Raw genomic sequence first — 19,666 nt, forward strand, 5'->3', positions numbered from 1 at the left:
ACCGTAGCCCCTCGGTCGGACATCATGTCCGGGAACCGAGAAAACGTACGCCGGGAAAACGCGCGGGCCGCGCGAAAAGTTCCCGCGCGGCCCGACGATCCGTCAAAACCGGCCGGTCAGGCGGCACTTCCGGCGGTCCACTCGCTCCACGACAGGTTCCATCCGTTGAGCCCGTTGTCGGGCTGCACGGTCTTGTCGGGTGAGTTCTTCACGATCACGACGTCCCCGATCAGCGAGTTGTCGTAGAACCACTTGGCCGTCGTGTCGCCCTGCGCGCCCTGCACGTCCGCCATGCCCACGCAGCCGTGGCTGGTGCCCGTGTGCCCGAACGGCGGGTTGCTCCTGCTGTACCAGTAGTTGCCGTGGATGAACGTCCCCGACGTCGTCAGCCGCATGGCGTGCGGGACGTCCGGGATGTCGTACTCCCCGCCGAGACCCACGGTCTGGCTGTTCATCCGGGTCTGGGTGAACTTCTCGGAGATCACCATCTGCCCGTTGTACGTCGTGTGCTCGGGGCTGCCCGTGGACACCGGTACCGACTTGAGGAGCTTGCCGTCCCGCATCACGGTCATGGTCTGCGTGTTCGCGTCCACCGTGGAGACCTGCGAACGTCCGACGGTGAAGGTCACCGTCTTCTTCTGCACGCCGTAGACGCCGTTCGCGCCCTCGACCCCGTCCAGGTCGATCTTCATCGTGACCTTGGAGCCGGCCTTCCAGTAGTCCTGCGGCCGGAAGTCCAGCCGCTGCGCCCCGAACCAGTGCCCCACCACCTGCTGGCCGCTGCTGGAGGTGACCGTGATGTGCGACTGCACGGCCTTCTTGTCGGTGATGACCTTGTCGAAGTCGAACGACACCGGCATCCCCACGCCGACCGTCGTCCCGTTGTCCGGCGTGTACGTGCCGATGTAGCTGTTCGCCGAATTGACCGTGGTGAAGATGGAGTTGGCCGCCGCCGTGAGCCCCTTGGAGTCCTTGGCGGTCGCCGATATCTCGTACTTGGTGCCGCGCTCCAGCTGATCCGTCGGCTTCCAGGTGCTGCCGTCCGCCGAGAGGCTGCCGGCCACGGTCTGCCCCGACCCCGCCACGGTCATCCTCACGGTGGTCAGCCTGCCGCCGCTGACCCGCACGCCCGTGGTGTTGATGGACGCGCCGGTCGAACCGTCCTTCGCCGAGATCGCGATCTTCGCGGCCGAGGTCCTGGCGGCGCTGTCCTGACCGCCCCCGCTCCTGCCGCCGCTCTTGTCGTCGGCGTTGGCGTCGCCACCGCAGGCGGTGAGGGTGAGGGCGCCGACCATCAGGGCGGCACAGGCCCCCAGTACGCGCCGCGCTGCAATGTCCGGCCTCGTCACGGGCTGCTCCAGGTTCGTGTGATGTGCGTGATCCGCTCCAGTGCGTGGAGAAAGAGGGCCGCGGGGCCGGTCGGGGTTCCCCCGAACGGCCGCGGACACCATCACGTGACAGAACCAGGACAATCGACAGGAACCCGCAAGGTTCCGGGCCCGCCCCGCACCTCGAAGTCAGCGCGCCCCGTACGGCTCCCCGTACAACTCGCCGTACGAGGGCCACGTCCCGCCCGGTCCGTCGGCCGGCACGGCGGCCCGGACGGCCCGCACGATCGCTCGGGTCACCAGGTCCGCGCCGGCCGCGAGGATCTCGTTGAGGGCGAGCGGGTGCTCGTCGAGCGGACGCGCGCCCGTCGCCAGCGCGAAGACGGTGTCCCCGTCGTTGAGCAGGTGCACCGGCCGGACGGCCCGCGCGATCCCGTCGTGCGCCGTCCCGGCCAGCTTCTGCGCCTGTGCCTTGGAGAGTCCGGCGTCGGTCGCGACCACCGCGAGCGTGGTGTTGAGCAGCGGGGGCGCGTTCCTGGCGGCGGCCTCCGCGAGGCGGCGGCGCGCGGCCTCGTGCACGCTCCGCGCGGGATACTCCACCCGCCCCTGGAACAACTCCCCGTACAGCGCACCGGTCTCCGGCTGCACCACCGCTCCGGCCGGGTTGGCGACCACGAGCGCGCCCACGGTGATCCCGGAGTCCAGTACGACGCTCGCGCTGCCGACCCCGCCCTTCAAACCCCCGGCCACGGCGCCGGTACCGGCCCCCACGCACCCCTCGGGGACCGGGGCCCCCGGTGTGCTCGCCCCGGCCGCCTCGGCCGCCGCACGCCCCAGCTCCGCGCCCGGCCGGGCCCCGAAGTTCCCGCCCCGCCCCAGGTCGAAGACACAGGCGGCGGGCACCACCGGCACCACGTGCGCCGGGTCCGGCCCCACCCGCACCCCGCGGCCCCGCTCCGCCAGCCAGGCCATCACCCCGGACGCCGCGTCGAGTCCGTACGCGCTGCCGCCCGTGAGCACGATCGCCTCCGCCCGCTGCACCACGTTGCGCGGGTCCAGCGCGTCCGTCTCCTTGGTGCCCGGCCCACCGCCGCGCACGTCCACTGAGGCGACCGCGCCGCCCTCCGGAGCGAGCACGACCGTGGTGCCGGTGAGCCAGCCTTCGCCGCTGCGGGTGGCGTGTCCCACCCGCAGTCCGGCCACGTCCGTCAATGCGTCAACTGTCATGACGGCCAGTCTGGCCCAGCCCGGCACCCCGGCGGAGGGGTCAGGAGGCGCCCGTGACGGCGCCCGCCCGGCGCTCGCGGCCGGCCGTGCGCGCCGTCAGAGCGGTGCCCGTGGCCACCGCGGCCGCCGACACGAGGCCCGCCGCGGGCACCGCCCAAGCGCCCAGGAAGGTGCAGCAGAGCACCAGCAGTGCCGTCACCGGCAGCACCAGCTGCTGGGCGAGACCGACCTTGAAGTACCGCGAGTGCAGCGCCCACACCGTCAGCAGGTACAGCGCGGTGGGCAGGGTCACCGCCGCCGACGCGGCCTGTGCCGAGAGGTGCGCCTTGCCGACCGCCTCCTCCACGGCCACCTCCAGGCCCGCGCCGATCGAGGCCGCCGACGCGAAGATCAGGTAGTGGCCGTAACCCCACAGGAACGACTGTCTGTTGGAACGCAGATGGCCGTGGATCGGCACCACGAAGTAGATCCACCACGCGGAGAAGACGATCAGCAGACCGCCCGCCGCGATCGGCAGCAGCTCGGTCAGGGCGTCGTGCTCGGCCACCGCCGACTTCACGGCGACCGTCGCCGCCGCGATCGTCTCGCCGAGCACGATGATCGTGAACAGTCCGAAGCGCTCGGCGATGTGGTGCGGGTGCCAGGAGGTGTTGTGGTCCTTCTCGGCGTACACGGGCACGCACAGCTCGGCGATCGCCATCACCAGGAACACCCAGGGCCGGGCGTGCTGTGGCAGCACCACGAGCCCGGCCCAGCCGACCTGGCACAGCAGCACCCCGCCGGCGTACCGCAGCGCCATGGTCCGCTCCGGCCCCTCGGCCTCCCGCGCGGCCCGCAGCCACTGCGAGGCCAGCGCCAGCCGCATGATCACGTAGCCGAGCCAGACCGCCATGAAGTCGTGGTCCGCGTAGGCCTGCGAGACACCCGCCGCCAGCACCAGTACGCCGGCGATCTGGACCAGGGTGACGACCCGGTAGAGCACGTCGTCGTTGTCGTACGCCGAGGCGAACCAGGTGAAGTTCATCCAGGCCCACCAGATGGCGAAGAACAGCATCGCGTAGTTCAGGACGCCCTCGCCCGCGTGTCCCGACACGACCGCGTGCACCAGCTCCGCGCCCGCCTGGGCGATGGCCACCACGAAACACAGGTCGAAGAAGAGTTCGAGCGGCGAGGAGACGCGGTGCGACTCCTCGCGCCCGCGGGCGGTGAGACGGCGCAACGGCCGTCGGGGCTGGGGCGCGCCCGGGGAGGCGGGCGCCGGGGCGGAACTGGACGTCATGCCCCCTAGCACAGCAGAAATCGTCACCGGCCTCGCGCGCGGGGGCGGGCGCGGCCGGGCCCGCCCGCCCTGCCGGGCCGTACCCTTGACGCATGAGCAGCGCCCCCCAGCCCGAGTCCGGGCGCGAGTCCGAGCCCGAATCCGAACCGCGTGACCCGAAGGCCGCGCTGGTCTTCGACGACCCGCTGGACCGGCAGTCCTCGGACGACACGGACCGCGGCTGGGGCGAGCGCCCGGCGGGCGACTCCGCGGCCGACCTCAGGCGCTTCCTCGACGAGAAGCCGCCCCACCACCTCTGAGCCGGCCCCGGCGAGACCCCGGTCAGCGGTCCTGTCGGCCCATGCCCCGCTGCGCGACCAGCTCGTCGCGGATCTGCTTGAGCACCTCCAGCTCGGTCACCTCGATCACCTCGTGCGTGCCCTCGCGCGCCTTCCTGCGGGCCTCCACCCGGGCCAGGTACTTGGCCATGGGCAGGACCATCAGGAAGTACACGACCGCCGCGGTGATCACGAAGGACAGCGTGGCGCCCAGCACCGAGCCCCACATGATCTGGATGCCGCTCTTCACCGTGCCGTCCGCGTTCAGCGTGCACGGGTGCTTCAGGCACGAGCTGTAGCTGTCCAGGTTCTTCGTGCCGATCGCGCCCACCACGGGGTTGATGAGCCCCTTCACCACCGAGTTGACGATGTTCGTGAAGGCGGCGCCGATGACCACCGCGACTGCCAGATCGACGACGTTGCCGCGCATCAGGAAGGCCTTGAAGCCCTGCCAGACACTCGGTTCCTTCTTCGCGCTCACCTCGGGGACTCTCCTTGCGTGCACAGGCTGTGGACCAAAACTTTCCGCAACCTACGACACCATGCCGCCATTCCGCCCTGTCCGATCGCTCGAATGAGCGACTTGACAGGATTCGGCCCATAAATCTCCCCAGGTTGTTCAGCACAACGTCACCGCCAGCCGTGCCGTGGTGCTCGCGCCGACCAGGCGGGGCGCGGTGCCGCGCGGGACCGAGAGCACGACCAGCGCCCCGCTTTCCGTGGCCCCCGCGGCCGGCTCCGGCAGCCCGGTCACCCGGACCCCGCGCGCGATCACCGCGGCGCCCCGGCCGGTCGCGGGATCCCCGGCGGCGATGACGTCCACCCGGTCGCCGGGGCGCAGCAGCCGGACGGTGGCCGCGTCGGCGATCCGCACCGGCGCCGTCACCATGTCCACCGGCGGGGCGTGGCGTCGTACGGGCCGGGCGGCCGGATGACCGCGGGTCCGCTCGGCGTGCGGGGTGTCCGGGGCGTCCTGGGCGTCCTGGGCGGCGCCGGGGCCGGCCGCGACGAGCGCCGCCGCCGTGAGCGCGAGGCAGGCCGCCGCGAGTGCCCCGCCGCGGTGCCGCAGCGCCCGCGTCAGCCGGTACCGGCCGCCGCCCACCCGCACCGGTTCGAAATCCGGGACCTCGCAGGTGGCGGGGGCGTCCGTGCCCAGTGGCCGCGGCACCCGAAGGGCCGGCGGGACGGTGGGGGAGAGGGAAGGCGGGACGGCGGGGAAGAAGGAAGGAGGGACGGTCATGGCGGCACCACCTGCGACGAGGGATCGGCTTGCAGTGCCACGATGGAGCCTCGTGCCGACAGGCGTCGGAGCCGGTGGGCTACCGGCCGGTTGTGGACAACTCGCCCACCCGAACGTGCCGTTCCGTCACGGCAGGCGGGACCGCGCCGTCACGCCAGCCGGAACGGGACCGTCACAGCTGCCGGGAGCGCACCCTCACGGCAGTCGGAACCGCGCCGTCACGCCAGCCGGAACCGCGCCGTCACGGCAGGCGGAAGCCTGGGTCCATTCCGCCGAGCGCGTTCGTGCACAGGCAGTCCCGTGCCGTGTTCTCCGGCAGGGCGGCCACCGCGTCGAACAGCACGCCCCGCAGCCGGTCCACGTTGGCCGCGAACACCCGCAACACCTCGTCGTGCGAGACGCCCTCGCCGGTCTCCGCACCCGCGTCCAGGTCGGTGACCAGCGTCAACGACGTGTAGCAGAGCTCCAGTTCACGGGCGAGCGCCGCCTCGGGGTGGCCGGTCATGCCCACCACGGCCCAGCCCTGCGCCTGGTGCCACAGCGACTCGGCGCGGGTCGAGAAGCGCGGTCCCTCGATCACGACCAGCGTGCCGCCGTCCACCGGCTCCCAGTCCCGGCCCCGGGCCGCCTTCAGCGCGGCCGCCCGGCCGGCCGGGCAGTAGGGGTCGGCCAGGGACACGTGCACCACGTTCGGCACCCCGCCGTCGGGCAGCGGCAGCCCGTCGAAGTACGACTGGTCCCGTGACTTCGTACGGTCCACCAGCTGGTCCGGCACGAGCAGCGTGCCCGGACCGTACTCGGGGCGCAGCCCGCCCACCGCGCACGGGCCGAGCACCTGGCGCACCCCGACGGAGCGCAGCGCCCACAGGTTCGCGCGGTAGTTGATGCGGTGCGGCGGCAGATGGTGGCCGCGGCCGTGCCGGGGCAGGAAGGCGACCCGGCGTCCGGCGATCTCGCCGAGGAAGAGGGAGTCGCTGGGCGGCCCGTAGGGGGTGTCGACCCGGATCTCGGTCACGTCGTCGAGGAACGAGTAGAAGCCGGAACCGCCGATCACGCCGATCTCTGCGTTCACCATGCCCAGCACCCTAACCGCCCACGGGAACGCCGAGGACCCCGCCCACGGGAACGCCGAGGACCCCGCCGTCGGTCGACGGCGGGGTCCGCGAGGAGCTGTCTCAGGCCGCGGAGGTGCTCGCGGAACCGGAGGAGGACGCCGAGGACGACGACGACTTCGACTCGGACGAGCCGGAGCCCGTCGAGGACGACGACTTCGACTCGGACGGCGCGGAGGACCCGGCGCCGGACGACTTCGCCGCGGGGCTGCTGCTCGACGAGGAGCCGCGGCTGTCGTTGCGGTAGAAGCCGGAGCCCTTGAAGACGATGCCGACGGCGGAGAACACCTTCTTCAGGCGGCCACCGCAGTTGGGGCACTCGGTCAGGGCGTCGTCGGTGAACTTCTGCACCGCCTCGAGGCCCTCGCCGCACTCGGTGCACTGGTACTGGTAGGTCGGCACTGTCTTCCTCCTGGCACTCTCACTCGATGAGTGCTAACGACGGTCCATAGTGACGTATTCCTGAGGATCAGTCCACCGTCATCGGCACGCGGTGACCGACGCCACGTGCGACGGTACGGTTCCGGGGCGGGGCGACCAGCCGTGAGCGCAGCCCCAGCAGGGTCGCCAGGGCGAGCAGGGTGCCGGCCATCGGCACCAGGAATCCGGCGCCGCCCCACAGCCGGTCCTCCAGCTGTCCGGCGACCGTGACGGCGGCCGCCTGCCCGAGCGCCACCGCGCCGGTCAGCCAGGTGAACGCCTCGGTGCGGGCGCCGGCCGGGACCAGACCGTCGACCAGCGTGTAGCCGGTGATCAGGGCGGGCGCGATGCACACGCCGACCAGCAGTCCGAGACCGGCCAGTACGAGCACCGAGTGGGAGGTCCACAGGGCCGAGGCGGTCAGCGCGAGCGCCGCGTAGCCGACGACCAGCCGCCGGTGCGGTGCGGCCTTCCAGGCGATCGCGCCGCAGACGATGCCCGACAGCATGTTGCCCGCGGCGAAGGTGCCGTACAGGACGCCGTTCAGGCCGGGCTCGCCGATCGACTCGGTGAACGCCGCCAGGGAGACCTGCATGCCGCCGAAGACGGAGCCGATGCCGAGGAAGGTCACGACCAGCACGCGCACGCCGGGGACGCCCAGCGCGGAGACGTGCCGCACGCGCGCGTGGCCGCCGCCGGTCACCTGGGGCTGGGTGCCCTTCCGGGCGGCGAACAGCAGACCGCCGACCAGTGTCAGCGCGGCCTCGGTGACCAGGCCGGCGGCCGGGGCCACGGTGGTGCACAGGGCGGTCGCGAGCAGCGGGCCGAACACGAAGGTGAGCTCGTCGGTGACCGACTCGAAGGCCGCCGCGGTGGACATCAGGGGCGAGTCCTGGAGCTTGACGCCCCAGCGGGCCCGCACCATGGGGCCGACCTGCGGCACCGAGGCGCCGGTCGGCACGGCCGCCGCGAACAGCGCCCACAGGGGCGCGTGTGCCAGCGCGAGCGCTGTCAGGGCGAGGCCCGACAGGGTGTGCACGAGGACGCCGGGGAGCAGGACCGCGCGCTGCCCGTAGCGGTCGGCCAGCCGGCCGCTGTAGGGGGCGAACAGCGCCATGGAGACGCCCGTGACCGCGGCCGCGGCGCCGGCGGCGCCGTAGGAGCCGGTGGTGTGCTGCACGAGCAGCACGATGGAGATGGTGAGCATGGCGAACGGCTGGCGCGCCGCGAAACCGGGGAGCAGGAACGTCCAGGCGCCGCGGGTGCGCAGGAGCTGTCCGTAACCCGGGCGGGACGGCGCCGCCGAGGTGTCCGACGGCTCGGTGGTGACCGTGGATGCCACGGCCCGTGCCTTTCTGCCACCTGGTAGCGCGGCCCCTCCGGAACGGGGGGCGTCGCCGAGAGCTGTCCTCTTGCGCGGAACTGCGGTAGATACCGGCGCGCGCTGCGAAGAGCGATCCCGGCCGCCATACGGTCGCGCCAGCTCTGCGTCAGGCAGAGTTGGTTCGATCAGGGTGCTTGCATCCTACAGGGGAGGGGCGCCGTCCACCTGTGAAAACGAGCACCACACCGTGCGTTCGCCTGGCATTGGCGGGGGTGTGAACGTACCGAAACACGCCCTTAACGCACGTCCGTGCCCAGCCAGCCGGCCAGCTTGCCGCCGTGCCCGACCGCGCGCAGTCGGCGCTCCGCGGCGTCCCGCACCGGGTCGGTGGCGACCACGAGGAGTTCGTCGCCGCGTCGCAGCACCGTCGTGGGCAGCGGGACAAACGATTTTCCTTCGCGGACGACCAGGGTGACGGCGGCCCCGGCGGGCAGCCGCAGCTCGTTGACCTCGACGCCGTGCATCAGGGAGCCCTCGGGGATCGAGACGGACAGCAGATGCCCGCTCAGCCTCTCCAGGGGCGCGGACTCGATGCCGAGGTCGGCGGCTTCCGGGCCCTCGCCGAGCCGCAGCTTGCGGGCCAGCCAGGGCAGGGTCGGCCCCTGGACGAGCGTGTAGACGACGACCAGGACGAAGACGATGTTGAAGATGCGGTGGCTGGTGTCGACGCCGTTCACCATGGGGATCGTCGCCAGGATGATGGGGACGGCGCCGCGCAGGCCCGCCCAGGACATCAGCGTCTGCTCGCCCCAGGGCACGCGGAACGGCGCGAGGCTGACGACGACGCTCAGCGGCCGCGCCACCATGGTGAGCACCAGTCCGATGACCAGGGCGGGCAGGAAGTCGTCGCCGAGTTCGTGCGGCGTGACCAGCAGGCCGAGCAGGACGAACATGCCGATCTGGGCGATCCAGCCGAGCCCCTCGGCGAACCCGCGGGTGGCGGGCCAGTGCGGCAGTCTCGCGTTGCCGAGCACCATGGAGGCCAGGTAGACGGCGAGGAAGCCGCTGCCGTGCGCCAGGGCGCCGGCGGCGTACGCGGTGACCGCGATGGCCATCACGGCGATCGGGTAGAGGCCGGAGGCGGGCAGCGCGACGTGCCGCAGGCCCCAGGAGCCCAGCCAGCCGACCGCGAGGCCGAGGGCCGCGCCGATGGCCAGTTCGGTGGCTATCTCGCCCAGCAGGACGTACCAGTGCTCGACCGGTCCCGCGGTGGAGAAGGCGACGACCAGGATGACCACCGGGGCGTCGTTGAAGCCGGACTCGGCCTCCAGGGTGCCCGTCACGCGCGCGGGCAGCGGGATGCGCCGGAGTACCGAGAACACCGCCGCCGCGTCGGTCGAGGACACCACCGCCCCGATGATGAGCGCCTGCCGCCACTCCAGCCCGACCAGGTAGTGCGCGCCCGCGGCGGTGACGCCGACGCTCACCCCGACCCCGACCAGGGCCAGCATGGTGGCGGACGCCAGGACGGGTTCGACCTCCTTCCACTTCGTGCCGAGGCCGCCCTCGGCGAGGATCACGACCAGGGCCGCGTACCCGATGACCTGGGTGAGCTCGGCGTTGCTGAAGTGGATGTTCCCGATGCCGTCCTGGCCCATGAGGACGCCGATCCCCAGGTACACGAGCAGGCTGGGGAGCCCGCTGCGCGAGGAGATCCGCACGGCCGCGACGGCGACCAGCAGGACCAGGGAGCAGACGAGCAGGAGCTGGTTGAGGTGGTGGACGGTCAGCGGCGGTTCCCTTCCTTGGCTCACGCGCGGGCGACGCGGAGCGCACGTGCACAGGACCGAGGCTGCGGTACTCCGCACCCAAGTACTTCGTTACCTTACCTAACTCTTGACGCTTTCTTGACGCTTACCGAGGCAAGATCGAACGCCCGTGCGCGCCGGTACCCGACTCCGCGTCAAGTGGCTCGGGGCCCTGCGCCTATGGTTGCTCCAGCGCTCAGTCAAATGCACAAGCCCGCCTGCCGCTCGCGTTAGGACAGCAAGGACAGCGATGCCCCCCAACACCACCGCCACATCGGGTGACAAGCCCGGCAAGTCCGGCCGGAAGAAGGGGCGCAAAGCCCGCCTGATCGTGCTGGTGCTCGTCCTGGCCGTCATCGGAGGCATCGCCTTTGGGGCCTACTGGTCGATCAGCACGGTCCGCGCCTCCTTCCCGCAGACCAAGGGTTCGATCACCCTCCAAGGGCTCTCCGGACCCGTCACCGTGAAGCGCGACGGCAACGGCATCCCGCAGATCTACGCCTCCACCGACGCCGACCTGTTCATGGCGCAGGGCTACGTCCAGGCGCAGGACCGGTTCTACGAGATGGACGTGCGCCGCCACATGACGGCCGGGCGCCTGTCGGAGATGTTCGGCAAGGGGCAGGTGAAGAACGACGAGTTCCTGCGCACCCTGGGCTGGGACCGGGTCGCGAAGGAGGAGTACGACACCAAGCTGTCGGACTCCACGAAGAAGTACCTCCAGGCCTACTCCAAGGGGGTCAACGCCTACCTCGCCGGCAAGGACGGCAAGGACATCTCCCTGGAGTACGCGGCCCTCGGCTTCACCAACGACTACAAGCCCCAGCAGTGGACCCCGGTCGACTCGGTCTCCTGGCTGAAGGCGATGGCCTGGGACCTGCGCGGCAACATGCAGGACGAGATCGACCGCGCCCTGATGACCAGCCGCCTCGGCCCGCAGCAGATCAAGGACCTGTACCCGGACTACCCGTACAGCCGCAACAAGGCGATCGTCCAGGAGGGCCAGTACGACGAGCTCACCAGGACGTTCCAGCAGAGCGGCGCCACGAGCGGCTCCGGGACCGCCACGGGCACCGGTTCCTCCTCGACCTCATCGTCCACCGGTTCGGCGCTCACGAGCCAGCTGGCGGGCCTCTACAACGTCCTGGACGACGTCCCCACGGCCGTCGGCGTGAACGGCCAGGGCATCGGCTCCAACTCCTGGGTCGTCGGGGGCGAGTACACCATCACGGGCAAGCCGCTGCTCGCCAACGACCCGCACCTGTCGGCCTCGCTGCCGTCCGTCTGGTACCAGATGGGCCTGCACTGCACCACGGTCTCCAGCAAGTGCCAGTACGACGTCACCGGCTACACCTTCGCCGGGATGCCCGGTGTGATCATCGGCCACAACGCGGACATCGCCTGGGGCATGACGAACTCCGGTGTCGACGTCACCGACCTCTACCTGGAGAAGCTCTCCGGCGACGGCTACCTGTACGACGGCAAGACCCGGCCGTTCACCTCGCGCGAGGAGACCATCAAGGTCGCCGGCGGCGCGTCCAAGAAGATCGTCGTCCGCGAGACCAACAACGGGCCCCTGCTCTCCGACCGTGACGACGAACTGGTCCAGGTCGGCAAGAAGGCCTCCGTCGACACCGCCGCACCCGACCGCGGCGACGGCTACGGCATCGCCCTGCGCTGGACCGCCCTGGACCCGGGCACCACCATGGACGCCGTCTTCGCCATCGACAAGGCGTCCGACTGGAGCGAGTTCCGCGACGCGGCCGCGAAGTTCGACGTGCCCTCGCAGAACCTGGTCTACGCCGACACCAAGAACAACATCGGCTACACCCTGCCGGGCCGGATCCCCACCCGCTCCTCGGCGGACGACGGCTCCATCCCGGCGCCGGGCTGGGACCCCAAGTACAAGTGGACCGGCTACATCAAGCAGGACGAGCTGCCCTACGAGTACAACCCGAAGAGCGGCTACATCGTCACCGCCAACCAGGCCGTCGTCGACAAGGACAAGTACCCGTACACGCTCACCACGGACTGGGGCTACGGCACCCGCAGCCAGCGCATCACCGACCTGATCGAGTCGAAGATCAAGGACGGCGGCAAGATCTCCACCGACGACATGCGCCAGATGCAGCTGGACAACAGCAGTGAGATCGCCAAGCTGCTGGTGCCCAAGCTGCTGAAGATCAACCTCGACGACAAGGACGTGCGCGAGGCCCAGAAGCTCCTGGAGGGCTGGGACTACACCCAGGACTCCGACTCCGCGGCCGCCGCCTACTTCAACGCGGTCTGGCGCAACATCCTCAAGCTCGCCTTCGGTAACAAGCTCCCCAAGGAGCTGCGGGTCAAGGGTCAGTGCCTGTGGGTCGACAAGATCGACAGCACCGGTCCGGTGGACGACGACACCAAGGTGCGCGAGTGCGGCGAGCGCGACGCCGACCAGGCCCAGCCGGACGGCGGCGACCGCTGGTTCGAGGTGGTCCGCGACCTCATGGAGAAGCCGGACAGCGACTGGTGGAAGACCCCCGCGTCCGGCACCCGGCCCAAGGCCGACACCATGGACGAGCTGTTCCGGCGGGCCCTGATCGACGCCCGCTGGGAGCTGACCGCCAAGCTCGGCAAGGACATCGACACCTGGAGCTGGGGCCGGCTGCACCGGCTGTTCCTGAAGAACCAGACCCTGGGCACCGACGGCCCCGGCTTCCTCAAGTACGTCCTCAACCGCGGCCCCTGGAAGCTCAGCGGCGGTGAGGCCACGGTCAACGCGACCGGCTGGAACGCGGCCGGCGGCTACGGCGTCGTCTGGGTGCCGTCCATGCGGATGGTCGTCAACCTCGACGACCTCGACAAGTCCAAGTGGATCAACCTGACCGGGGCCTCCGGGCACGCCTTCAGCGCCCACTACACCGACCAGACGGGCAAGTGGGCCGCCGGGGAACTGCTCCCCTGGTCGTTCTCGGACAAGGCGGTCGACAAGAGCACCAGCGACACCCTCGTGCTCAAGCCGTGAACCCGCCCGCCCGTTGACCGCACGCCCCGGAACGGCCCGCCACGCACGCGTGGCGGGCCGTTCCGCGCGAGAGCTCAGGCGTCCGTGAACCGGCGGACCCCCGACGGCGTCACGACCGCCTGCACGGGCCGGTCGTGCGCCTCGGCAGGCAGGTGCCCGACGACCTCCGTGTCGTAGAGCAGCACCACGAGCGCGGGGTGTGCCCCCGCGGCCGCCAGCCGGGCCAGCACCCGGTCGTACGACCCGCCGCCGCGCCCCAGGCGCATCCCGCGCCCGTCCACCGCGAGACCCGGCAGCAGCACCGCGTCCGCGCCGAGCACGGCGTCCGGTCCGAGGCGTTCACCCGAGGGTTCGAAAAGGGCCATCTTCCCGCCGTGTTGGACGCGCGCGAGGGAGCCCTCACCGGCGTAGGCGCCCCAGTCCAGGTCGTTGTCCGGCAGCAGTACCGGGAGCAGGACCCGCACACCCCGCGTGAGCAGGGCGTCCAGCAGGGGAAGGGTGCCGGGCTCGTTCCCCACGGAGACGTACGCCGCCACCGTGCGGGCCCCCGCCAGAGCGGGCAGTTCCAGCGCGTGCCGGGCCAGCGCGCCGGCCGCCTCCCTGGCGACATCCGTCGTCAACCTGTTCCTCACCCCGAGGAATTCCCGCCGCAATGTTGGCTTGTCAGTCTCGGCCTCGGGTTCACTGTGCTCCACAGGTCGTTCCCGCACCCTTCTTAATCAGGTCATATGAGTGCCAATTAACCGGAGACTCAGATTCTCCGCAAAGGCACCGGATAAGGTTGCGGACATGACTCAGTCGCACCCCAGGATCAGCAAGGCTGTCATTCCCGCGGCAGGCCTCGGCACCCGGTTCCTGCCGGCCACCAAGGCCACTCCCAAGGAGATGCTGCCGGTCGTCGACAAGCCGGCGATCCAGTACGTGGTCGAGGAGGCCGTGTCGGCGGGGCTCGACGACGTCCTCATGATCACCGGACGCAACAAGCGTCCCCTGGAGGACCACTTCGACCGCAACTACGAGCTGGAGTCGGCCCTCCAGAAGAAGGGCGACGCCCACCGGCTCGCCAAGGTGCAGGAGTCCAGCGACCTCGCCACCATGCACTACGTCCGTCAGGGTGACCCCAGGGGCCTCGGCCACGCCGTGCTGTGCGCGGCCCCGCACGTCGGCCACGAGCCCTTCGCCGTACTCCTCGGCGACGACCTGATCGACCCCCGCGACCCGCTGCTCCAGCGCATGATCGAGGTCCAGGAGCGGCACGGCGGCAGCGTGATCGCACTCATGGAGGTCGACCCGGAGCAGATCCATCTCTACGGCTGCGCCGCCGTGGAGACCACCGTCGACGGCGATGTCGTCAGGGTGACCGGTCTGGTGGAGAAGCCCGAGGCGGCGGATGCCCCGTCCAACTACGCGATCATCGGCCGGTACGTCCTCGACCCGCACATCTTCGACATACTGCGGCGCACCGAGCCGGGCCGCGGCGGCGAGATCCAGCTCACCGACGCCCTCCAGCAGCTCGCCCAGACGTATTCGTCAGCGGCTTCCGCCGCGGGGAAGGCCGGCGGCCCGGTGCACGGCGTCGTCTTCAAGGGCCGCCGCTATGACACCGGAGACCGTGGCGACTACCTGCGTGCCATTGTCAGACTCGCGTGCGAACGTGAAGACCTGGGACCGGACTTCCGGACCTGGCTTCGCAGTTACGTAGCCGAGGAGATGCAGCAGAGTTGAGCAGCGCCGCGACCCGCCCCGCCGGCCAGGACCACCTGTGGTCGGTGGACGAGCACCTGGAGGACATCCTCTCGACCGTCCGCCCCCTGGAACCCATCGAGCTGCAACTCCTCGACGCCCAGGACTGCGTCCTGGTCGACGACGTCACGGTGCCGGTCTCGCTGCCGCCGTTCGACAACAGCTCCATGGACGGGTACGCGGTCCGGGTCACGGACGTGGCGGGCGCGAGCGAGGAGTTCCCGGCCGTCCTGGAGGTCGTCGGGGACGTCGCGGCGGGCGCGGCCGAGCTGACCCCCGTCGGTCCCGGCCAGGCGGCCCGCATCATGACCGGGGCCCCGCTGCCGCCCGGTGCGGAGGCCGTCGTCCCCGTGGAGTGGACCGACGGCGGACTCGGCGAGGGGCCGGTCACCGGGATGCGGGCACGCAGCCTCGCGCCCGAGGGCGCCCGCGGGCAGGTGCGCGTGCACCGGCCGGCCGAGGCACGCGCGCACGTGCGCGCCCGCAGCAGCGACGTGAAGGCGGGCGACCTCGCCCTGGAGGCGGGCACCGTCCTCGGCCCGCCGCAGATCGCCCTGCTCGCCGCGGTCGGCCACGGCACGGTGCGGGTGCGCCCGCGCCCGCGCGTGGTCGTCGTGTCCACCGGCAGCGAACTCGTCCAGCCCGGCGAGGCGCTGGGCCCCGGCCAGATCTACGACTCCAACAGCTTCGCCCTGACCGCCGCCGCGCGGGACGCGGGCGCCATCGCCTACCGGGTGGGCGCCGTCGTGGACGACGCCGACACGCTGCGCTCCACCATCGAGGACCAGCTGGTCCGCGCCGACCTCCTGGTCACCACCGGCGGGGTGAGCGTGGGCGCGTACGACGTCGTCAAGGAGGCGCTGGCACACGTCGGCGACGAGGACGAGGCGGGCGGCGGCATCGACTTCCGCAAGCTCGCCATGCAGCCCGGCAAACCCCAGGGCTTCGGCTCCATCGGTCCCGACCACACCCCGCTGCTGGCGCTGCCCGGCAACCCCGTGTCGTCGTACGTCTCCTTCGAGCTGTTCGTCCGACCCGTCATCCGCACCCTGATGGGCCTGGCCGACGTCCACCGGCCCCGCACCAGGGCCACGCTCACCGGCGCCCGGGCGCTGAGCTCCCCGGCGGGGCGCAGGCAGTTCCTGCGCGGCGCGTACGCCGACGGCGAGGTCACCGCCGTGGGCGGAGCCGGCTCGCACCTGGTCGCGGCCCTGGCCCGCGCCGACGCGCTGATCGTCGTACCCGAGGACGTGACGGCCGTGGAACCGGGCGACGAGGTCGAGGTCGTCCTGCTCGGCTAGCGGCCGCCCGGCGGTACCCCCGCGGGCGGTCCTGCCCGGTGGAGTGCGCCCGCTTGGCGGTACCGTGTCGCGCACAGCAGGCCCGAGCGCCGCACCGCGACGGGCCCGGACCGGGAGCGCCACACAGCATGACTGAGCCCTTCCGGGGGGAGACCCCCGGACCCCCTGTTCCAGAGCGTCTGACGCACATCGACGACGCGGGCGCCGCCCGCATGGTCGACGTGTCCGGAAAGGACGTGACCGCGCGCACCGCCCGCGCGAGCGGACGTGTCCTCGTCTCGCCCCGCGTGGTCGAGCTGCTGCGCGGCGAGGGCGTTCCCAAGGGCGACGCCCTGGCCACCGCGCGCATCGCCGGGATCATGGGTGCCAAGCGCACCCCCGACCTGATCCCGCTGTGCCACCCCTTGTCGGTCTCCGGTGTGAAACTGGATCTGTCGGTCGCGGACGACGCGGTGGAGATCGTGGCCACCGTGAAGACGACGGACCGCACGGGCGTCGAGATGGAGGCCCTCACGGCGGTCTCCGTCGCGGCTCTCACCGTGATCGACATGGTCAAGGCGGTCGACAAGGGAGCGGTCATCACGGACGTACGCGTGGAGGAGAAGACGGGCGGCAAGTCGGGCGACTGGAGCCGGGCGTGACCGGCGCGCCGGCGGCCGGCCGTGCGCCGTACCGGGCGCTGGTCGTGACCGCCTCCAACCGGGCCGCCGCCGGCGTCTACGAGGACCGGGGCGGTCCGCTGGTCGCGGCCGGCCTCGCGAGCCTCGGGTTCGCCGTGGACGGGCCGCGGGTGGTGCCCGACGGGGACCCCGTGCGGGCCGAGCTGCGGGCGGCGGCCGACGCCGGCTACGACGTCGTCGTCACCACCGGCGGCACCGGCGTCTCGCCCACCGACCGCACCCCCGAGGCGACCCGCGCGGTGATCGACTACGAGGTCCCGGGCATCGCGGAGGCCGTCCGGGCGTTCGGCCGGGAGAAGGTGCCCACCGCCGCGCTCTCCCGGGGCCTGGCCGGAGTGGCGGGCCGGACACTGATCGTCAACCTCCCGGGGTCCACCGGCGGGGTGCGGGACGGTCTCGCCGTCCTGGAGCCGCTGCTGGCACACGCCGTCGACCAGATCCGCGGCGGCGACCACCCCGGGACCGGCAGTGGGGGTGCGAGCTGAACAGCCCATCCTGGCCCGTGGTGCTGGTGGACGGCGATGTCGTCCTGCGGCCCATAAAACTGCGCGACCAGCGGGCCTGGCGCGAGGTCAACCGGCGCAACCGGGACTGGCTGCGCCCGTGGGAGGCGACCATTCCGCCGCCCACGCCCAGCGGGCCGGTCACGCATCGTCCGACCTACCGGCAGATGGTCCGGCACCTGCGTTCCGAGGCGAACGCGGGCCGCATGCTGCCCTTCGTCATCGAGTACCAGGGGCGGCTGGTGGGCCAGCTGACGGTCGCCGGGATCACCTGGGGGTCGATGTGCTCGGGGCACGTCGGTTACTGGGTCGACCAGTCGATGGCCGGCCGCGGGGTGATGCCGACCGCCGTCGCGCTCGTGGTGGACCACTGTTTCCGCGCCGTCGGCCTGCACCGCATCGAGGTCTGCATTCGCCCCGAGAACCGGCCCAGCCGCCGGGTGGTGGAGAAACTCGGATTCCGCGAGGAGGGGCTGCGGCCGCGTTATCTCCACATCGACGGAGCCTGGCGGGACCACCTCGTCTTCGCCCTGACCGCCGAGGAGGTGCCCGACGGGCTGCTCGCGCGCTGGCAGCGGGCACGTGCGCGGAGCGCGTCCGCGAAGACGCCGGGCACGGCGGGCGGCCCGAACGGGCCGCGGAATCCGCAGAACACCCCGGGGAATCCCGGCTAGCCCGGAAAATGGAATACGTGTTCGAAATTGATCGGTTGGTGACCGTCTCGGGGCAATGAATTCTCAGCTCCGACGGCCTGCTGATCGCATCGGTCACAAAAAAAGCTCGAAATATCAGCCGGATCGTGCGACACACCGGCGCAATTGGCAGATGGCCCCACGCAAACCCCTCTACCGTGTGAGGCGTGAGCAGCAGCGGCCTCATCTACGCAGTCATTGTCGGGGCCTGGGCCGCCTACTTGGTGCCGATGTGGCTCCGTAGGCAGGACGAGCTGAACGAGGCCCGTCCGACGGAACGCTTCAGCACCGCCATCCGGCTGCTGTCCGGACGGGCGGGGATGGAGCGTCGGTACGCCAGGGACCTCAGGGCGCGCTCCGCCTCGGAGGGGGAGCAGGGCGCCGGTGAAGCGGACGCCGTCACCGACTCGGTGGACGTCCGGGCCTTCGCCATGCCCCCGACCCGCCGTCAGGTCCGGGCGGACGCCCAGCCGGAGAGGGTGCCGGAGACATCCGGGCACCATGAACCCGCCCGCGACCGGCAGGCCGCGCCGACGGCCGGCTCCCCGTCCGCGCAGGCGCGTCAGGGGAGCGGCACGGCCGCCTCCGGACCCGCCCAGGCACCGGCCTCCGCACCGGCCCAGGCATCCGCCTCCGTACCGGCCCAGGCATCCGCCTCCGCACCGGACTCCGCGCGCAAGCGGGTTCCGGCGGCCCGACGCGCACCCTCGGCGCAGACGGCGGCAGCACGCGCCCAGCGCTCGAAGGCGCTCGCGCGCCGTCGGCGCACCACCGTGCTGCTCTTCGTCGCCTTCACGCTGGGCGCGATCGTCGCCGCCGTCGGCGGGCTGGCCTTCCTGTGGGCGCCCGGTGTGCCCGCCGTGATGCTCAGCACGTACATCGCCTACCTGCGCACCCAGGAACGGCGCCGCTTCGCCTACCAGATGGACCGGCGTCAGGCCGAGGCCGCCGCACAGCGGTTGCGTGAACGGCAGCCGCGGCGGCGCGCACCCCTCGACCCCGGCGCGGCCGCCGACGAACCGGACGAGGGCCCGGCGGCCGGGACCGACCCCGGGCTGTCCGCGCTCGCCGCGGACCGGCGCGCCCTGGTGGAGCAGACCGACCACGCCGAATGGGTCGACCAGCAGCGGGAGCGGCAGCGCAAGCCCGGACAGGGCGACAGCTGGGACCCGGTGCCGGTGCCCCTGCCGACGTACGTGACCGCGCCGGTCGCGCCGCGCGCCACCTCCGACGTGGACCTCGGGGCGCCCGACGCGTGGAGCTCGGCGCGGTCCAGCTCCGTCGCACCGGAGCAGGAGTCGAGGCCGGCGGCGCCGGAGGCCGAGGCGCAGGAGCCCGCTACCGAGGACGACCGGCCGGCCGAGGCCGACGGCCGTACCGACGCGCGCCGGGCGGCGTCCGCCCGCCGGGCGCGGGAGCGCGGCCGCACCCCGCTCTTCGACCAGTACGAGGACGGCGAGCGCCCGCGCGCGGCCAACGAGTGATCCGCGGCGGTCCCGGGAGACCCTCGGGGCCGCGGTCCTGACCAGTCAGGGAACGGATTTCCAAGCACCCCGAACGGGATGCTAGAGTTTCACTCGTTGCAAGGGCCTGTGGCGCAGTCCGGTAGCGCACCTCGTTCGCATCGAGGGGGCCAGGGGTTCAAATCCCCTCAGGTCCACTGCACAACTGTTCCCGAGTTCACT

At 71.8% G+C, this 19,666-nt stretch carries 18 protein-coding genes and 1 tRNA gene; 9 read left to right on the forward strand and 10 right to left on the reverse strand.

Going from position 1 to position 19,666, the window contains the following annotated elements; genetic code table 11:
* Positions 1–116: 116 nt before the first annotated feature.
* The 3 genes from AAW13_RS07185 to AAW13_RS07195 form a co-directional block, all read right to left on the reverse strand.
* Positions 117–1,349: a L,D-transpeptidase family protein gene (locus AAW13_RS07185; protein ID WP_071659462.1), complete on the reverse strand. Its 1,233-nt coding sequence runs from the start codon at positions 1,347–1,349 to the stop codon at positions 117–119.
* A 168-nt stretch (positions 1,350–1,517) separates the two neighbouring features.
* Entirely contained in the window at positions 1,518–2,555 is a 1,038-nt protein-coding gene (locus tag AAW13_RS07190) for a P1 family peptidase (RefSeq protein ID WP_046732980.1), read from the reverse strand.
* Between the two features lie 40 nt (positions 2,556–2,595).
* Positions 2,596–3,834, reverse strand: coding sequence for a low temperature requirement protein A (locus tag AAW13_RS07195; protein ID WP_046732962.1), 1,239 nt, complete (start codon positions 3,832–3,834; stop codon positions 2,596–2,598).
* Positions 3,835–3,926: 92 nt separating this feature from the next.
* On the opposite strand from AAW13_RS07195, the gene AAW13_RS07200 reads away from it, so the two are divergent.
* Positions 3,927–4,133 (forward strand): hypothetical protein, encoded by a 207-nt coding sequence (locus AAW13_RS07200; RefSeq protein ID WP_046732961.1) that lies wholly within the window; start codon positions 3,927–3,929, stop codon positions 4,131–4,133.
* 22 nt (positions 4,134–4,155) lie between these two features.
* On the opposite strand, the gene mscL is transcribed toward AAW13_RS07200, so the two are convergent.
* From mscL to AAW13_RS07235, 6 genes are all read right to left on the reverse strand, one after another.
* Positions 4,156–4,632, reverse strand: a complete 477-nt coding sequence (gene mscL, locus AAW13_RS07205) for a large conductance mechanosensitive channel protein MscL (RefSeq protein ID WP_046732960.1) — start codon at positions 4,630–4,632, stop codon at positions 4,156–4,158.
* Positions 4,633–4,770: 138 nt separating this feature from the next.
* Positions 4,771–5,391: a CpaB family protein gene (locus tag AAW13_RS07210; protein WP_046732959.1), complete on the reverse strand. Its 621-nt coding sequence runs from the start codon at positions 5,389–5,391 to the stop codon at positions 4,771–4,773.
* Between the two features lie 241 nt (positions 5,392–5,632).
* Positions 5,633–6,466 (reverse strand): S-methyl-5'-thioadenosine phosphorylase, encoded by an 834-nt coding sequence (locus AAW13_RS07215; RefSeq protein ID WP_046732958.1) that lies wholly within the window; start codon positions 6,464–6,466, stop codon positions 5,633–5,635.
* A gap of 100 nt (positions 6,467–6,566) precedes the next feature.
* Positions 6,567–6,905, reverse strand: a complete 339-nt coding sequence (locus AAW13_RS07220) for an FmdB family zinc ribbon protein (RefSeq protein WP_046732957.1) — start codon at positions 6,903–6,905, stop codon at positions 6,567–6,569.
* A gap of 67 nt (positions 6,906–6,972) precedes the next feature.
* Positions 6,973–8,265: an MFS transporter gene (locus AAW13_RS07225; protein WP_046732956.1), complete on the reverse strand. Its 1,293-nt coding sequence runs from the start codon at positions 8,263–8,265 to the stop codon at positions 6,973–6,975.
* A 278-nt stretch (positions 8,266–8,543) separates the two neighbouring features.
* A complete protein-coding gene (locus AAW13_RS07235) occupies positions 8,544–10,061 on the reverse strand; it encodes a potassium/proton antiporter (protein WP_107483259.1) in 1,518 nt (505 codons plus the stop codon).
* A gap of 244 nt (positions 10,062–10,305) precedes the next feature.
* Between AAW13_RS07235 and AAW13_RS07240 the strand changes: the two genes are divergently transcribed.
* The gene (locus AAW13_RS07240) at positions 10,306–13,062 is read left to right on the forward strand and encodes a penicillin acylase family protein (protein ID WP_046732955.1); all 2,757 of its coding nucleotides are present in this window, start codon (positions 10,306–10,308) and stop codon (positions 13,060–13,062) included.
* A gap of 74 nt (positions 13,063–13,136) precedes the next feature.
* Here AAW13_RS07240 and AAW13_RS07245 read toward each other — a convergent pair whose 3' ends face one another.
* Positions 13,137–13,682 (reverse strand): 5-formyltetrahydrofolate cyclo-ligase, encoded by a 546-nt coding sequence (locus tag AAW13_RS07245; RefSeq protein WP_046732954.1) that lies wholly within the window; start codon positions 13,680–13,682, stop codon positions 13,137–13,139.
* Between the two features lie 169 nt (positions 13,683–13,851).
* On the opposite strand from AAW13_RS07245, the gene galU reads away from it, so the two are divergent.
* The 7 genes from galU to AAW13_RS07280 all read left to right on the forward strand — a co-directional run bounded on the left by galU (position 13,852) and on the right by AAW13_RS07280 (position 19,641).
* Positions 13,852–14,787, forward strand: coding sequence for a UTP--glucose-1-phosphate uridylyltransferase GalU (gene galU / locus AAW13_RS07250; protein ID WP_046732953.1), 936 nt, complete (start codon positions 13,852–13,854; stop codon positions 14,785–14,787).
* A complete protein-coding gene (gene glp / locus AAW13_RS07255) occupies positions 14,784–16,106 on the forward strand; it encodes a molybdotransferase-like divisome protein Glp (protein ID WP_046732952.1) in 1,323 nt (440 codons plus the stop codon). Before galU ends, glp begins: the two co-directional genes overlap by 4 nt.
* Before the next feature lie 128 nt (positions 16,107–16,234).
* Positions 16,235–16,747 (forward strand): cyclic pyranopterin monophosphate synthase MoaC, encoded by a 513-nt coding sequence (gene moaC, locus AAW13_RS07260; RefSeq protein WP_046732951.1) that lies wholly within the window; start codon positions 16,235–16,237, stop codon positions 16,745–16,747.
* Entirely contained in the window at positions 16,744–17,271 is a 528-nt protein-coding gene (locus tag AAW13_RS07265) for a MogA/MoaB family molybdenum cofactor biosynthesis protein (RefSeq protein ID WP_046732950.1), read from the forward strand. Before moaC ends, AAW13_RS07265 begins: the two co-directional genes overlap by 4 nt.
* Positions 17,272–17,288: 17 nt before the next feature.
* Positions 17,289–17,963 (forward strand): GNAT family N-acetyltransferase, encoded by a 675-nt coding sequence (locus AAW13_RS07270; protein WP_046732949.1) that lies wholly within the window; start codon positions 17,289–17,291, stop codon positions 17,961–17,963.
* Between the two features lie 185 nt (positions 17,964–18,148).
* Entirely contained in the window at positions 18,149–19,465 is a 1,317-nt protein-coding gene (gene sepX / locus AAW13_RS07275) for a divisome protein SepX/GlpR (protein WP_046732948.1), read from the forward strand.
* A 102-nt stretch (positions 19,466–19,567) separates the two neighbouring features.
* Positions 19,568–19,641 (forward strand) — tRNA-Ala (locus tag AAW13_RS07280).
* The last annotated feature ends 25 nt before the right edge of the window (positions 19,642–19,666 follow it).

It is taken from the genome of Streptomyces humi (assembly GCF_001005085.2).
In the GTDB taxonomy this organism is placed as follows: Bacteria; Actinomycetota; Actinomycetes; order Streptomycetales; family Streptomycetaceae; genus Streptomyces; species Streptomyces humi.